The organism is Neisseria sp. 20925_1_37, from assembly GCF_041433255.1.
In the GTDB taxonomy this organism is placed as follows: domain Bacteria; phylum Pseudomonadota; class Gammaproteobacteria; order Burkholderiales; family Neisseriaceae; genus Neisseria; species Neisseria flavescens_D.
In genome coordinates this window covers 145,203-160,459 of record NZ_JAPWBC010000004.1, presented here as the reverse complement: position 1 = coordinate 160,459, position 15,257 = coordinate 145,203, and the positions used below count along the sequence as shown (strand labels likewise).

Genomic DNA, 15,257 nt, shown 5'->3' with positions numbered 1-15,257 from the left:
TAGACGGACGACAAGAAAGAAAAAAAACTTTGATTTTTTCTTTTTTTTCTGGCTCAGGCTTTTTAGATTTGGGCTTTGAGTTGTCGGGATTTGAGATTGCCTTCGTTAATGAAGTCCATCCTCCGTTTTTGGAAGCGTATAAATACTCTCGAAGCAAAATGGGTATTCCAAAGCCTAAATATGGATATTTCGAAGGTAGTATCGACGAATGTCTTGATATGGAAAAAGCAAGAGATTTGTCTAGTTGGGTTAAAAAGGAAAAGCAGGATGGTGTTATTGTTGGATTTATCGGAGGTCCACCATGTCCGGATTTTTCCGTAGCAGGGAAAAATAAAGGTAGGGATGGGGAGAATGGTAAGTTATCACAAAGTTATGTGGATTTAATTTGTAAAAACCAGCCTGATTTTTTTGTATTTGAGAATGTGAAAGGACTATATAGAACTGCCAAGCATAGGGAGTTTTTTAATGCGCTGAAACGGCAACTTTCCAATTTTGGATATGTGTGTACAGAAAAACTCATTAACGCTATCGAATACGGCGTACCGCAAGATAGGGAAAGGATTATCTTAGTAGGTTTTTTGAATCAGCATGTTGATACTTTACAGAAGTTCGATTGGGATGCCCATATTTTATTCCCCGATGCATTGGGGAAAAGCTGGCCTACGACAGAAGATGTAGGAAGTGCTGTTAGTCAGCCTGAAAACATTTATCCTGAGCTGACAGTTCAGTATTGGTTCGATCGCAACGGCGTGGATACGCACCCGAATGCAGGTAAGCATTTTCAACCGAGGGCTGGTTTGAAAAAATTTCAAACAATCAGCGAAGGGGATGATAAGAAAAAATCCTACAAACGTCTGCATCGATGGCGTTATTCCCCTACTGCAGCATACGGAAACAATGAAGTACACATTCATCCCTATCTCCCCAGGAGAATTTCTGCGGCGGAAGCATTGGCAATACAATCTCTGCCTAAAGAGTTTGAATTGCCAAATGACATGACTTTGAGCAATATGTTTAAGACTATCGGTAATGGTGTTCCATTTTTGGCTGCAAAAGGGATCGCCATGACATTAAAGTCTTATTTGGAGAATCACTATGAGCAGGCAAAAACTAACGGCTGCTAATTTGGTTAGTGCAATTGATAGCTTGGGAAAGAATGTCAATTACAACTATGTGAACAGTTCAAATACGGACACCATACAAATTGTTCACGTGGAAAAACCTGAAGGACCGATAAAGATTAGAAGGGGGAGGAAAGACATTTCTATATCAAAAAATTCGATTTGGCGATTAGCAGAAGCATTGTCTACAGGAGAACCTGTTAATGTGGACAGAGTGTTGGGCGCAAGTTATAACTACCGTTCTGCGCTGGAAGCATTGCTCGCCCATACGCCTGAAATCTACTGGTGCAAATTGCAGCGGATACAGCCAGGTTTAAAGAAAAGTAAGGTGGTGGAAGGGCATAAACACATCATTTGGCTTCCCGATAGTCCGCATGAAAAAGGTGTAATGAAGGAATATGAGACAGATGTCGTTATTTCGGAAATCCCCTCCAACAATGTGGTTTACGATGCTTTATCCCTTCCTTCGACCCATTCAGAAATAGATATAGATGTAAAACGCCGTCACGTGCAAATACAGATTGCCCTTTCAGCAATAGGTTTCCAGCTTGGTTTCAGGACGTGGATTGCGAGAAACGACCAAGGTATCAGTTATGGGGATAAAAAAATTGCCGATTTGGACGGTATCGTGCAAAAGATAGAATGCGAGAAACTTATCAGTTCGTTTGACGGCGCGGTTCAGGCCGCAATGCATATTGATTGCATCTGGTTCAGGAATGGAAAACTGATGCCGGCGGTGATGGAGGTTGAACATAGTACGGGTGTACGTTCCGGCCTTGCGCGGATGAAGCAGTTGAAAGACCTGTTGCCACCATATGCTAATACGCGCTGGGTTATCGTTGCTCCTGATGAAGATAGGGATAAAGTTTTTAAAGAAGCAAATGTTCCGATGTTCCAAAGTTTGGATGCTCAATATTTTCCTTATTCTGCTGTTGAGGAATTATACTCCCTGTGTATGCGCCGCAAACTAACTAGTAAGGCAGTAAATGAAGAATTTTTAGACTGCTTCATGGAAAAATGTGTAATGTGATTCACATCATATTGATTTAATTGCCGACTCAAACTTTATTTTAGGAAAAATATGCAATTCTCCTATTCATGGCTGAAAACCCAAGCCAATCCTGATCTTTCTGCCGATAAACTGGAACATCTTTTGACCATGGCCGGTTTGGAAGTGGAAGAAATCGATACTGCCGCCCCTGCTTTCAGTGGCGTGGTTGTTGCTGAAGTAAAATCCGTTGAAAAACATCCTGATGCAGACCGTTTGAACGTTACCCAAGTTGATGTCGGTACGGGCGAGTTGGTTCAGATTGTTTGTGGTGCGCCGAATGTCAAGCCGGGCATTAAAGTGCCTTGTTCGTTGCCGGGTGCCGTTTTGCCGGGCAATTTCAAAATTAAGCCGACTAAAATGCGCGGTGTGCCATCAAACGGTATGCTGTGTTCGACCAATGAATTGGGTTTGCCTGATGATGGTGTAGACGGTCTGCACATTCTGCCCGAAGATGCGCCCGTCGGTACCAATATCCGCGAATACTTAGATCTGGACGATACGCTGTTTACGCTGAAAATTACGCCTAACCGCGCTGACTGCTTGAGTGTTAAAGGTATTGCGCGTGAGGTTTCTGCGTTGACGCAATGTGCGTTTACGCCTGTTGAAATTCAGACGGCCTCTATCGGCAGTGAGAAAAAACAGGCTGTCCGTATTGATGCACCGGCTGACTGCGGCCGTTTTATCAGCCGCGTTATTGAAAATGTCAATGCGAAGGCGCCTACTCCTGATTGGATGAAACAACGTTTGGAACGCAGCGGTATCCGCAGCATTTCCGCATTGGTGGACATTGGTAACTATGTCATGCTGGAAATCGGTCAGCCGATGCATGTTTTCGATGCCGACAAGCTATCGGGCAGTTTGATTGTCCGCCGTGCTCAAAATGGCGAGACGTTGGCGTGCCTGAACGAGAAGACCGTTACTTTGGCTGACAATACATTGGTGGTCGCTGATGAAAAAGGTGTGTTGAGTTTGGCCGGTCTGATGGGCGGAGAGGCAAGTGCGGTTTCTGATGAGACGCAAAATATTGTATTGGAAGCTGCTTGGTTTGCTCCTGAGATTATTGCCGGTAAATCCCGTCAATACGGTTTTGGTTCGGATTCTTCTTTCCGCTTTGAACGCGGTGTGGATTACCGCTTGCAAGCTGATGCCATTGAGCGTGCTACCGAATTGGTGTTGCAGATTTGCGGTGGTGAAGCCGGTGAAATGGTTGAGGCACAAGGCAAATTGCCTGAGGCAAAACAGGTTGAATTGCGTTTAGGCCGTCTGAAAACGGTATTGGGCGTTGAAATTCCTGCCGAGCAAGTTGAAATTATCTTGCAACACTTGGGTTTGCAGCCTGAGAAAACCGCAGAAGGCTTCCGTGTTATTTCTCCTAGCTTCCGTTTCGATATCGAAATCGAAGCCGATTTGATTGAAGAAATCGGCCGTGTTTACGGTTATGAAAATATCCCTGACGACTATACTTCAGGCCGTCTGAAAATGTTGGCTTTGCCTGAAACCAAACGCCTGCGTTTTGCGGTTTATAACGAAATGGCGGCACGCGGTTACCGTGAAGTGGTCAGCTATGCGTTTGTGGATGAGCAATGGGAGCAAGACTTTGCTGCCAATACCCATCCTATCCGCCTGCAAAATCCGTTGGCGGCGCAGTATGCCGTCATGCGTTCTACGCTTATCGGCGGTTTGGTGGAAGTTTTGCAAAACAATTTGAACCGTAAGCAAAACCGTGTACGCGTATTTGAAATTGCTCGCGTGTTCAGCAAAGATTCGGCTGATCAATTTGTTCAAAACGAACGTATCGGCGGTTTGTGGTATGGCTCTGTGTTGCCTGAGCAATGGGGCGAGAAAACACGTAACGTAGATTTCTACGATATGAAAGCCGATGTTGAGAGTCTCTTGAAAAACAAAGAGGTATCCTTTGTGAAGAACGAACATCCGGCACTGCATCCTGGACGTGCCGCCAATATCGTTTCAGACGGCAAAGTAGTTGGTTTTGTCGGCGAGTTGCATCCGAAATGGCTGCAAAAATATGATTTGCCACAAGCGCCGCTGGTGTTTGAAATCGATATGGATGCGGTATTGGGTCGTGAGAAAACCCGTTATCAGACCGTATCCAAATTCCAACCTGCGCGCCGAGACTTGGCATTTGTAATGCCTGAGGCTGTAACGCATGATGATTTGTTAAATGCCCTGAAAGCGGCGGCGAACAAGCTGGTTCAAGAAATCAGTGTATTTGACGTTTACCGCGGTACAGGCGTGCCTGAAGGCATGAAGAGCGTTGCCGTCAAAATTATTTTGCAGGATATGGAAAGCACGCTGACAGATGAAGTCATCGAGCCTTTGGTTGCGAAAATGATTAAAGCCGCAGCCGAAAAAGACGCGCAACTTCGTGCTTAAAACAAGATAAAAGTTGTCGCCAAAAATTGCCAATCATATTTGATTTTTTGGTGAGGACTTGATTTTTAAAAGAATTTTGGTAATAATTGCACCAGTTTGAATGAAGGTAAACACATGACACTAACTAAAGCAGAATTGGCCGATATTTTGGTCGACAAAGTCAGCAACGTCACCAAAAATGATGCCAAAGAAATCGTCGAGCTCTTTTTTGAAGAAATCCGCAGCACTTTGGCGCGTGGCGAAGAAATTAAAATTTCCGGTTTCGGCAATTTCCAATTGCGCGACAAACCTCAACGCCCAGGCCGTAACCCTAAAACCGGCGAAGAAGTGCCGATTACCGCACGCCGTGTGGTAACTTTCCATGCCAGCCAAAAACTCAAAGGCATGGTGGAGCATTACTATGACAAACAACAATAACCCGGTTATTCCTGCCAAGCGTTATTTTACGTTGGATGAGATGTGCCAATTGGTGCAAATCAGTCCGGCCCAGTTTGCCCAATGGCAACATGAAAATAATGTTGTGATTGGATACGGTGGCGATCGATATACGCGCTCGGATGTAGTTAAGTTGTTGAAACTGAAAGATACGTTTGAACCGTATATCGATACGTTCAGCCGTGGCGCTTTGGATGCAAACGGCAATCCTGCCGCCAATGCGGAAGAAGTCCGTCATGGTCTGATGCAGATTTTGTCTGATTTGGAGCGTCATCTAGGTTCTGAACAACAAAACCACCATGTCGAGCCGTAATCGATAAGGAAATTGTGATCAAAAGTGCGAAGGCATACAAAGATTTGCATGATTGATTATTGTAAAGGCTGTTTGAATTGTTTTCAGACGGCCTTTATTGTTTTATATTGCTTTCAAAATATCAGAATCTTGATTGCAAATGATTCTATGAAATAGCCGTAAATGTTATACTTAGCCTCTTGTTTGCCGATTGGGAAAAGTGGCCATTTGTTTTTGCGGCAGACTAAGTTTTTTACAATAAATGTAACGGCAGAATAGATTAGGCTGTCGGACAACATTCAAATCGATGAAATGGATAGCAGAAAATGAGCAGAATCCAACAAACTTTCTCAGCGCTCAATGGCGCAAAAGCACTGATTCCTTATATTACAGTGGGTGATCCCAACCTTGAGACGACCCTGGCATTGATGCACAGCCTGGTGGCTAACGGTGCCGATATTTTGGAACTGGGTGTGCCGTTTTCTGACCCGATGGCGGATGGTCCGACTATTCAGCGTGCGGCCGAAAGGGCGTTGGCAAATCATGTTTCTTTGCACGACGTATTGGAAACAGTACGTTTGTTCCGTCAAACCAATGATAAAACGCCGATTGTGTTAATGGGCTATTTGAACCCAGTACATAAAATGGGTTATCAAGCGTTTGCACAAGCGGCTGCCGACGCGGGCGTAGATGGCGTATTGACTGTGGATTCTCCGGTAGAAACCATTACCCCGCTGCATGACTCGTTGAAAGCGCAAGGTATTGATTGTATTTTCCTTATTGCACCAACAACAACTGAGGAGCGTATTCAAACGATTGCCAAAGTGGCCGGCGGTTTTGTGTATTATGTATCGCTCAAAGGCGTGACCGGTGCGGCAAGTTTGGATACTGAAGAAGTTTCGCGTAAAATAGAGCTTTTGCGCAAATACATCGATATTCCGATTGGTGTCGGCTTCGGCATCAATAATGCGGAGAATGCGCGTAAAATTGGTGCGGTAGCGGATGCCGTTATTGTCGGCAGCCGTATCGTCAAAGAGATTGAAAGCCACGCAGGTAGCGAGGCCGAAGCGGTAGGCGTGTTGGTTAAAGAGTTGAAAGACGCGATTCGCTAATATTTTTTATTCCATTATTTCAGACGGCCTTACGTTCAACAGGCCGTCTGAATTCTGAATTCCAAGGAGTCATTCATGAGCTGGCTAGATAAAATTCTTCCTCCGAAAATTAAAAACCGAAGCAGTTCGTCCAGCGTCCCTGAAGGCCTGTGGCACAAATGTCCGTCTTGTTCGGCAACGGTTTATTCAACCGAGTTGAAGCAAAACAGCGAAGTCTGCCCGAAATGTAATCACCACAATCCGCTTTCTGCGCGCGAACGTTTGAATCTACTTTTGGATGAAGAAGGCCGTGAAGAGATTGCAGCCAATATTAAACCGACCGACCCGCTGAAATTCAAAGACAGCAAAAAATATCCGGACCGCCTCGCGGCTGCGCGTAAAGCAACCGGCGAAGACGATGCTTTAGTCGTTATGAAAGGCACCATGAACGGCCTGCCTGTCGTGGTGGCTGCGTTTGAATTCCGTTTTATCGGCGGCTCTATGGGTTCGGTCGTGGGTGAGCGTTTCGTTCAGGGTGTACGTCGTGCTGTTGCAGATAATTGTTCGTTTATTTGCGTGGCGGCTTCCGGTGGTGCGCGTATGCAGGAAGGGATTAACTCTTTGATGCAGATGACGAAGACCAGCGCGGCTTTGCATTTGCTGACTGAAAAACGTCTGCCGTTTATTTCCGTATTGACTGACCCTACCATGGGCGGCGTGTCTGCCAGCTTTGCCTTCTTGGGTGATGTGGTTTTGGCAGAACCGAATGCGCTGATTGGTTTTGCCGGTCCGCGCGTTATCGAGCAGACTGTACGCGAAACCCTGCCAGAAGGTTTCCAACGTGCAGAATTTTTGTTGGAGAAGGGCGCAATCGACCAAATTGTCGATCGTCGTTCCATGAAAAAACGTATCAGCGATTTGATTACTTTGTTGCGTCATGAAGGTAAAGTAACCGCTGCTTGATTAGTACAATAAGAAAGGCCGTCTGAAAATAATATTTCAGACGGCCTTTTGATTCCTGATGATTAAGCAGAGAATTTTGCAAAGGTCTCAGAGTGTTAATTTTTTTTGAGTAGAGAAATGATTTCTTTTAAAGCTAAAATTTCGTTTTCTTGTCGTTGAATAATCTCATTATTGTGAGAGATTGTCAGTTTCAGTTTTTCATTTTCAGCTATTAATGCTTCATTGTTACCATAGTAATTTGATCCGTAATTGTGGCTATTATCCCCGACTAAAAGAAATAATGGTTTTTCTTTTGTAATCAATTCAACCACATCAATTTTAAAAATCTGTGCAATCTGATTCAATTTATCAAAAGTCAGTTTGGTTTGCCCGCGTTCTATCTTTGCATACCCATTAGCAGACATTGCTAATTTTTCTGCCATTTCTTCTTGAGACCATTGATTCATTTCTCTCATTACTCGGATTTTTTCATGAAGTTCCATGTTTACTCACTTTTAGGCGTAATTTAGATACTAAAAAATAGATATTTAATATGATTAGTGGGTGGTTTAACTTTGATATTAAGTATAGCATCTTTGTTTCTAAGTAGATATTAAATCAATGCAGGGATAGGCGTTTTGGAGTGCTAAGTATGAGTTTTATAACAATAATTTTTTTTGATATGTGCATATATTTTTAATTTTGACTCGAAAGATGAGTTTGTTTGGATTATGGTGTTTTGTGGATTTGTGGAGGTAATTTTTTCAGGTAGATTGTTGTTATTATTACCTTTGATGATTGGTAATTATTTTGCTTCAGGTTATATTTATGAGCAATTTTTACCTAGCGGATTTTGGTCTTTTATATTGTGTGGAGTTGTTTCTGGTATCAGTGGATTATTAATTGGCGGGATAATTTATCTTATTTTAATATTAATTTTTAGGGTAGGTAAGGAATGAAAGTATTACTAATATTTCTTTTTGTTTTAGTCCCATTTATTTGGAGCTATATAAAAAATTTCTCTCAAAAGAATACTGCCAAGATGAAAGTTTATTTACACATAGATAGGCTTTACAATTATATTATTTCTGGACAGGATAGAGAGGCATTTGAAGAGTTAATCAGCTTTACGAGAGCAGCGGATCAAAACCCCGATTTATATTATTATTTCAGTGAACTTCCTTTCGATCGAAAAAAGCTGGCTTGCGTGGCTTATGTAAATGAACTATTTAAGATATATAATCAAGAGAAGAATATAACAAATGATAATTCAAATGCCGAATTTTTGATGAAAATGCATACAGGATATAACACAAAATAATGGCTGTCTGGAAAAGGTCGTCTAAAACCCAAAATCTCGGTTTCAGACGACCTTTTTTTGAATCCGCCCAAAGCGGTCTGTATTCAATTATGAAGTCAGTGCAGCTTTGAGGATTTTGTTGACTTCGCCCATGTCGGCTTTGCCGGCCAGACGGGTTTTTAGTACGCCCATGACTTTGCCCATATCTGCCATGCCTGATGCACCAGTTTCTGCAATGACTGCTTCAACGACAGTCTTGATTTCTTCTGCAGACATCATTTGCGGCAGGTAGCGGTTGAGGATTTCGATTTCCGCGTTTTCTTTGTCAGCCAAATCTTGACGACCGGCTTCGGTATAGATTTTGGCACTGTCTTTGCGCTGTTTCACCATCTTGGTCAGGATGGAGATGACTTTGGCGTCATCGGCTTCGGTGCGCTCATCTACTTCAAATTGTTTGATGGCGGCATTAATCAGGCGGATGGTGCTTAAAGACACTTGGTCTTTGGCACGCATGGCGGTTTTTATGTCTTCGGTTAATTGTGTTTTTAGGCTCATAATGTTCTCACTTTATATAAAAAGATGCCGTCTGAAAAACAAAACACACCGCAAAGCTGCCCTTGCGGTGTGTCGTTTATCACAGGGCAGGCCTGTAATTAGTACATTTTAGGAGGCAGTTGTTGGCTGCGCAGACGTTTTTGTAGACGTTTGGCTGCAGCAGCTTTTTTGCGTTTGCGTTCAGTAGTTGGTTTTTCGTACGCTTCACGGGCGCGCAACTCGGTCAACAGACCGGTTTTTTCTACGGCACGTTTGAAACGACGCATGGCAACTTCAAATGGTTCATTCTCTTTAACGCGAATAGCAGGCATTTTATTTCCTTTAAATTTTGTTTAATCAAACCGTTTTAAGAAATAGAGGACGGTTTGTCATAATGGGGGAGTTGTTGTATCGCTGGTTTGCCTAGGGCAGGGCGGGATACGCGCCGTGATGTAAACATCACCTCCTAACAAGTCGGCTTTTGCCGTGCAAGTGACCTTTTCGGTCAGAAACAATCGGGCGATTATCTTATAAACCCGATAGTCTGTCAAGGTTGCAGGCCGTCTGAACGTTTGATTCTGTCTCACTTTTCAGACGGCCTATCTGGTATTAATAACGACCGGGAACCGTACCCATACGTTGTTTCAACGAAGTTTGCGGTTCGTTGAACAATGACGCGTAATAAGTCGCGTTGGTCATGACTTTTTTCACGTAATCACGGGTTTCGGTGAATGGGATGGTCTCGGCGTAGATGGCGCCTTCCAAAGGAGAAGAAGCCTGCCAGTTGCGGGCGCGGCCTGGGCCGGCGTTGTAGCCTGCAGTGGCCATTACTTCGTTATTTTGCAGGCGGCGTTTGGCATCTGCCATGTACCAAGTACCCATGCGGATGTTGCCGTCCATGGTGTAGAGTTCGCTGCTGCTCATGCCGATTTTGCCGGCGATTTCGCGGGCGGTCGCAGGCATGACCTGCATCAGGCCTTGTGCGCCGACGCTGGATTGTGCGCCCATGACAAAGCGGCTTTCTTGGCGAATCAAACCGTAAACCCATGCCGGGTCAATACCAGCCTGTGCGGCATAGCGGACGGTTAGGTCTTTAAACGGAGAGAGGTAGCGCAGTTTGTAGTTGAGTTTGTGGTCGGTACGGTCTGCACTGTTGATTGCCATGTCGTAGAACTGGTTGTCAAAAGCAACTTGTGCGGCAGTCAGCAGGTTGTCTTCGTTGAAGTCGCGGGTGGCAAAACGCCATTCCGCCTGTGCCTGACGGCGCATTTTGGAATCGCCGTTGCTTTGGCTGTTTTTAAACAGAACCAATGCGCGTTTGATGGCACCGTCTTCGCTCATGCGGCGGACGTCTCTGGCATCGGCATCGGAAACGTTGTTGCGCGTATTGATGCGGCGGCCCAGTTCTTCACCTGCCATTACGGCGTAGAAATTGCGGCCGGAAGCGGCGGCTTTTTCGTACATTTCTTTGGCTTGGCTGCTTTTGCCTTGTGCGGCAAAGCTGCGGCCCAGCCAATATTGCCATGTCGGGTCTTTTTGCAGTTTTTCAGGCATATGCTGAATCACGCTTGCCAATTCGTCCCAACGTTGCAGGCGCAAAGCGGCGCGTGCGTACCATTCCAATTGTTCGTCGGTCAATTGCTTGCGGTCGGAAACGCGGCCATAGTAGCTCAAAGCAGTTGGCATGTTTTGGCTTTGTGCATGGTAGTGACCCAATACGCCCCATGCGAAGCTGCGTTGTTCGCGGCTGAGGCCTGATTCCATGTCGGACAGGGTAGCGGCGGCAGAAGCGGATTTGCGTGCATCTTTGCCGATCACGCTCAATAGGCTGTATTCGGTCGCACCTTGCGCGCCACCTTCAAACGGGCTGCCCAATGCGGCGGCGAGGTTGCGTGCATCTGTGGTTTGACTGTTGCTCAACAAGCCGCGCACGCGACGCCATGCGTCGTTGGTGTTCAGACGGCCTGAAGCTGCCGCGCTTTCAACCAAGCGGGTACAGCCGGCAGGCAGTTTGCCGGTAACTCGAACCAGCTCGGCGGCTTTGCTGTAATTGCCGCTGCTCAAATCGGCATAACATTGCACTTCTTGTGCGACGCCGGCGGCGTTCAATTTGCCGAATTCTTGACGGAACAAATCCCATTGGCCGCGCGCGCCCAAGGTTTTCAGCCATTCGTTGCGGACATTTTCAGTCATTGCGCTGTCGCTGGCTTGGGATAAAAATTGTTGTACCCAAGCATCGTCGCCGCGTTTGGCGGCATCGATAGCGCTTTGGTATTGGCTGTAATCGGACAGGACTTTGGACTCACTGTCGGCGCGGCGTGAAGGAATAGAAGTGGATTTAGGCTGAACGACGGTTTCGCTTTTCGAAGCAGTCGGTGTGTTTTGGGTGGCGCACGCCGATAAAACAGCGGCGGTAATCAAGCTGAGGGAGAGAGGGAAAAGACGTTGAACGTTCATTGGATACCGTGTCGTTTTTAGAATCAAAATAGCTGCTTATTTTAAATGATTTATGCGGAATAACCGAATTACAAACCGATATTTACATTTTCAAAGCCAGGAAATGACTAAGGCCGTCTGAAATATGAAACACTTTTGAGGTATTCCTAATTCAGACGGCCTTTTATGAAGGAAGTCGTCAATCGGGTTTGTGTTCGATATAGTCTTGCGGTTTCTCGGCTTTGCTGGTGCGCGTAACCGTATATTCGCCTTCGATAATGTCTTCATCATCTTTAGCAGAGCTGTAAGTCTGGCGGCTTTGGAAAGACTGCGTAGAAGAAACGGCCGCGTTGCCTTTAAACGGAATCAGCAAGAGCAGGGCAACGGCGGTTGAAATAAAACCGGGGCTGAGCAGGAAAACCGCGGCGGCAGTATAGCGAATCGGCCACAACATCTGATAGAGGGAAATATTTTGTCCGCTGCGGACGGCTGCGCCTGCGAGCAAAAGGCCGGAGATACCGGTATGGCGCAGCATAAAGATACCGCTGATAAAGCTGAGAGCCATCACAAATAGCGTCCAACCGCCGCCAAGCCAGTCGGCAACCCAGACGATAGACATGATTTCCAAAAAGATTAAAACCAAAAAACCGATTCCAAAATACTGCATAAGTGTTTGTTCCTTCATTCAACGGATAGTGTCGATTGTGTTCTATCTAGATAAAGATAAACCTTATTTTTTCAAGCAAATGCTGTGTGAAAAAGGGTAAACGGGTAATGAGGCCGTCTGAACGGAGATATTAAAGAAGACAGATGTTTCAGACGGCCTTTAGATATTCTATCGCATCACATTGTTCCAATCGCTTTCAAAATAACTGACGAGAATTTGGTTGTTCAAATAATTTGCTTCCACCTTGCGCCTTGCCATATCGGGCGGAAAACGGAACATTTCAGCGGCGGTCTGGGCATTGAGATAGCGGGTGGGTACGTCGAATTTTTGCGGAATGGGGAAGTTTTGGTCAAACCCTGCCAATACAAATCCCCATTCGCCAAATGAAGGGACGTAAACATGATAGGGCGCGGTATTCAACTTGGCCGCTTCGAGGGTGGCAACGACCGACCAGTAGGCATTGGGTGCGAAATAAGGCGAAGTGGATTGCACAACAATCTTGCCCTGCGGCTCAAGATGACGGGCAACGAGGTGGTACATGGGGACGGAGTAGAGTTTGCCCAGCGAGAAATTGGAGGGGTCGGGCAGGTCGATGATGATAACGTCGAATTTTTCAGACGACCCTTCCAGCCATTTGGCGGCATCGTTGTTGACGACGTGCATTTTGGGATGGGACAGCGAGCCTTGGTTGAGTGCGCTTAAGGTGGCGGAAGTTCTAAAAGTGGCGGTCATGTCGGGGTCGAGGTCAACCAAAGTAACATTTTTGACCTGCGGATATTTTAAGACTTCGCGTGCCGCCAATCCGTCGCCGCCGCCGAGAATCAGGACGTGTTCGGCGTTTGGAACCATCTGCATGGCAGGCAGAACGAGTGCTTCATGGTAACGGGCTTCGTCGCGTGAGGAGAATTGCAGGTTGCCGTTGATATAGAGGCGGGTGTCGTCTTTCCAGCGTGTCACGACCAGCCGTTGGTAGGGCGAGTGGCTTTGATAGACGACGGGATCGCCGAAATAGCTTTGTTCGGCTTTAAAGGAAATGCGGTCGGCGTAGGTGAAGATGATGGCGAGGATGGACAAGACAATCAGCGCACGCAGGCGGATGGCGCGGTAGCGTGGCAGTTCGGCTTTAAACACGCGTGCGGTCAGATAGGCGACGGCGGCGTTGAAGATGCCAAACAACAAGGCGGAACGCGCCATGCCGAGTTTGGGGGCGAGCAGAAGCGGAAATAATAACGATACGGCAAGTGCGCCCAAGTAGTCGAAGGTCAATACTTTGGAAACGAGCTCTTTAAATTCCGCACCTTTTTGGTTTAACACGCGCATGACCAATGGGATTTCCATGCCGACGACCGCGCCGACAATCAGCACGAAGGCATAGAGCAGGGTGCGGAACGGGGCGGCGGATAAACCGAAGGCCACAAATAATGCCAGTGCGGAAATGCCGCCGATGATGCCGACCAGAAGTTCGATTTCGATAAAACGGTGTAATACGTCTTTATCTTTGATGTATTGGGTCAGGTGGGCACCGATACCCATTGAAAACAGATAAAGCCCGATGACGGAGGAAAACTGCAAAATACTGTCGCCCAAAAGATAGCTTGCGAGTGCGGCGATGATGAGCTCGTAAGCGAGGCCGCAGCTGGCGACGATAAAAACGGAGATGATGAGGGTGCGGTGGGCGTTCATGATGACGTTTTTGTTGCTTGAGTGTGGGCAATGTAATGATTTTTAAGGTGGGCTGCAAGTTTAATTATAGGATGTAGAAAAGGCCGTCTGAACAAATTGTTTCAGACGGCCTTTAATCTGTCAGGCATTAATAGCGGTGTTTGAATACCATGCCCACTGCGTAAGAAGATTTTTTCGGCAAATCTTCGTCGTATTTCGGATTGACGTTTTCTTTCAACCAGCCGGCGCCGAGTGTGGCGGTTGTCCGTTTGGAGAAGCTGTAATCGGTGCTGACGGCGACGTGTTTGTAGTCTTCGCCGATAGAGCTTTTACCGTAGGCGAAGCCGATTTGAGGTTTGAAATTGCCGATTTTATATGAACCCGACACCATAAATTCTTTGGTGTTGTTGATTTCTTTGTCTTCGTGTTTTATTTTTATACCATTCTTCTCCTCCTCCCATGGCCCCCAGCAGCTAAAGCCGTCGCAAGTATTTTTGGCGTATTGGAACGCGGCATCGACGGAGATTTTGTCTTTGCTGTATCCGGCCATGAATGCGTGGGCTTGGAAGTCTTTGGTTTCGGTCGGAGAGTCGTTGGGTGCGTATTCGGCAGCGTAGTGCGCGTTAAAGCCGTTGTTTGGGTGGTAGTAGTCCACACCCCAGCCGAAGACCCAGTCGCCGTCACGTTTTTTATCCGGCTTCCAGCCGTTGTTGTTACGCGGAGCATTGGAACCTGGGGAGACGTTGAATTTGAATTGGAAACCGTTTTTCCAAGGCGATTCGTAAGCCATGGAAACGCGGCGTTGACCGAAGCGGGAAATTTTGCCGAATTCCAGAATCTGGCTGTTGGTGTCGAACGGGTTCAGATAAATGCTGTTCATGGGGGTACTGATGTACCCCATTTTGATGGTACCAAGGTTTTTGTAGCTGTTAAGCGCGACGTATGAGTCGGCAGTACCCCAGCCGCTCCAGCTGTCTGAATCGAAGTAAATAAAGGAGCCAAGTTGCCATTTCAGCCATAAGTCGTTGTTGAGTCGTACTTCATCGGAGAGATAAAGACTGGAACTTTTATCGGAAATGGTTGTATTGGTTACGCCGGTTTTATTGTTGTGTTCGACCTCGGTCATGAGGTAGATGGTACCGCTCATTTTAGGTTCGGCGTGGGCGGCACTTAGGGAAGAGCCTATGAGGGCAGTGGCAATAAAGTAAGATAACTTATTCATTTGATTCTCCTTTTTATGTCTTTTTCTTGCTTATGGCGAAAGAGTTCGGATAATCTTATTTGACAAAACATAAAAAATCAATACATTTGTAACTTATCGTAGGATAAATT

The 15,257-nt window shown here is 46.1% G+C and carries 15 protein-coding genes; 8 read left to right on the top strand and 7 right to left on the bottom strand.

Going from position 1 to position 15,257, the window contains the following annotated elements:
• Positions 1-29 precede the first annotated feature (29 nt).
• The 7 genes from O3661_RS04815 to accD all read left to right on the top strand — a co-directional run bounded on the left by O3661_RS04815 (position 30) and on the right by accD (position 7,347).
• Positions 30-1,124, top strand: coding sequence for a DNA cytosine methyltransferase (locus O3661_RS04815; RefSeq protein WP_371492528.1), 1,095 nt, complete (start codon positions 30-32; stop codon positions 1,122-1,124).
• A 1-nt stretch (position 1,125) separates the two neighbouring features.
• The gene (locus tag O3661_RS04810; protein ID WP_371492527.1) at positions 1,126-2,151 is read left to right on the top strand and encodes a restriction endonuclease; all 1,026 of its coding nucleotides are present in this window, start codon (positions 1,126-1,128) and stop codon (positions 2,149-2,151) included.
• A gap of 51 nt (positions 2,152-2,202) precedes the next feature.
• Positions 2,203-4,566, top strand: a complete 2,364-nt coding sequence (gene pheT / locus O3661_RS04805) for a phenylalanine--tRNA ligase subunit beta (protein WP_371492483.1) — start codon at positions 2,203-2,205, stop codon at positions 4,564-4,566.
• 114 nt (positions 4,567-4,680) lie between these two features.
• On the top strand, positions 4,681-4,983 hold the full coding sequence (locus O3661_RS04800; protein ID WP_003680933.1) for an integration host factor subunit alpha: 303 nt from the start codon (positions 4,681-4,683) through the stop codon (positions 4,981-4,983).
• On the top strand, positions 4,967-5,314 hold the full coding sequence (locus O3661_RS04795; RefSeq protein WP_222570392.1) for a hypothetical protein: 348 nt from the start codon (positions 4,967-4,969) through the stop codon (positions 5,312-5,314). The genes O3661_RS04800 and O3661_RS04795 overlap by 17 nt, the downstream gene beginning before the upstream one ends.
• A 305-nt stretch (positions 5,315-5,619) precedes the next feature.
• Entirely contained in the window at positions 5,620-6,405 is a 786-nt protein-coding gene (gene trpA / locus O3661_RS04790; protein ID WP_371492482.1) for a tryptophan synthase subunit alpha, read from the top strand.
• A 75-nt stretch (positions 6,406-6,480) separates the two neighbouring features.
• Positions 6,481-7,347, top strand: coding sequence for an acetyl-CoA carboxylase, carboxyltransferase subunit beta (gene accD, locus O3661_RS04785; protein ID WP_049331298.1), 867 nt, complete (start codon positions 6,481-6,483; stop codon positions 7,345-7,347).
• A gap of 95 nt (positions 7,348-7,442) precedes the next feature.
• On the opposite strand, the gene O3661_RS04780 is transcribed toward accD, so the two are convergent.
• Positions 7,443-7,829: a helix-turn-helix domain-containing protein gene (locus tag O3661_RS04780; RefSeq protein WP_003760765.1), complete on the bottom strand. Its 387-nt coding sequence runs from the start codon at positions 7,827-7,829 to the stop codon at positions 7,443-7,445.
• 452 nt (positions 7,830-8,281) lie between these two features.
• Here O3661_RS04780 and O3661_RS04775 point away from each other — a divergent pair, with 452 nt between their 5' ends.
• On the top strand, positions 8,282-8,647 hold the full coding sequence (locus O3661_RS04775) for a hypothetical protein (protein ID WP_254346021.1): 366 nt from the start codon (positions 8,282-8,284) through the stop codon (positions 8,645-8,647).
• A gap of 87 nt (positions 8,648-8,734) precedes the next feature.
• Here the strand turns inward: O3661_RS04775 and O3661_RS04770 are convergent, their stop codons facing one another.
• The 6 genes from O3661_RS04770 to O3661_RS04745 form a co-directional block, all read right to left on the bottom strand.
• The gene (locus O3661_RS04770; protein WP_371492480.1) at positions 8,735-9,181 is read right to left on the bottom strand and encodes a GatB/YqeY domain-containing protein; all 447 of its coding nucleotides are present in this window, start codon (positions 9,179-9,181) and stop codon (positions 8,735-8,737) included.
• A gap of 98 nt (positions 9,182-9,279) precedes the next feature.
• The gene (rpsU, locus tag O3661_RS04765) at positions 9,280-9,492 is read right to left on the bottom strand and encodes a 30S ribosomal protein S21 (protein ID WP_003680926.1); all 213 of its coding nucleotides are present in this window, start codon (positions 9,490-9,492) and stop codon (positions 9,280-9,282) included.
• A gap of 277 nt (positions 9,493-9,769) precedes the next feature.
• Positions 9,770-11,617: a transglycosylase SLT domain-containing protein gene (locus tag O3661_RS04760; protein WP_371492479.1), complete on the bottom strand. Its 1,848-nt coding sequence runs from the start codon at positions 11,615-11,617 to the stop codon at positions 9,770-9,772.
• 178 nt (positions 11,618-11,795) lie between these two features.
• Positions 11,796-12,263, bottom strand: coding sequence for an FxsA family protein (locus tag O3661_RS04755; protein ID WP_162817322.1), 468 nt, complete (start codon positions 12,261-12,263; stop codon positions 11,796-11,798).
• A 168-nt stretch (positions 12,264-12,431) separates the two neighbouring features.
• Positions 12,432-13,949, bottom strand: coding sequence for a polyamine aminopropyltransferase (locus O3661_RS04750; RefSeq protein WP_371492525.1), 1,518 nt, complete (start codon positions 13,947-13,949; stop codon positions 12,432-12,434).
• Between the two features lie 124 nt (positions 13,950-14,073).
• Positions 14,074-15,147: a porin gene (locus O3661_RS04745; RefSeq protein WP_371492478.1), complete on the bottom strand. Its 1,074-nt coding sequence runs from the start codon at positions 15,145-15,147 to the stop codon at positions 14,074-14,076.
• Positions 15,148-15,257: the final 110 nt, after the last annotated feature.

Excerpts from the sequence above, each read along its gene's own strand:
- pheT (WP_371492483.1), top strand. The coding sequence starts at position 2,203 with ATGCAATTCTCCTATTCATGGCTGAAAACCCAAGCCAATCCTGATCTT.
- O3661_RS04800 (WP_003680933.1), top strand. The coding sequence starts at position 4,681 with ATGACACTAACTAAAGCAGAATTGGCCGATATTTTGGTCGACAAAGTC.
- O3661_RS04795 (WP_222570392.1), top strand. The coding sequence starts at position 4,967 with ATGACAAACAACAATAACCCGGTTATTCCTGCCAAGCGTTATTTTACG.
- trpA (WP_371492482.1), top strand. The coding sequence starts at position 5,620 with ATGAGCAGAATCCAACAAACTTTCTCAGCGCTCAATGGCGCAAAAGCA.
- accD (WP_049331298.1), top strand. The coding sequence starts at position 6,481 with ATGAGCTGGCTAGATAAAATTCTTCCTCCGAAAATTAAAAACCGAAGC.
- O3661_RS04780 (WP_003760765.1), bottom strand. The coding sequence starts at position 7,829 with ATGGAACTTCATGAAAAAATCCGAGTAATGAGAGAAATGAATCAATGG.
- O3661_RS04775 (WP_254346021.1), top strand. The coding sequence starts at position 8,282 with ATGAAAGTATTACTAATATTTCTTTTTGTTTTAGTCCCATTTATTTGG.
- O3661_RS04770 (WP_371492480.1), bottom strand. The coding sequence starts at position 9,181 with ATGAGCCTAAAAACACAATTAACCGAAGACATAAAAACCGCCATGCGT.
- rpsU (WP_003680926.1), bottom strand. The coding sequence starts at position 9,492 with ATGCCTGCTATTCGCGTTAAAGAGAATGAACCATTTGAAGTTGCCATG.
- O3661_RS04760 (WP_371492479.1), bottom strand. The coding sequence starts at position 11,617 with ATGAACGTTCAACGTCTTTTCCCTCTCTCCCTCAGCTTGATTACCGCC.
- O3661_RS04755 (WP_162817322.1), bottom strand. The coding sequence starts at position 12,263 with ATGCAGTATTTTGGAATCGGTTTTTTGGTTTTAATCTTTTTGGAAATC.
- O3661_RS04745 (WP_371492478.1), bottom strand. The coding sequence starts at position 15,147 with ATGAATAAGTTATCTTACTTTATTGCCACTGCCCTCATAGGCTCTTCC.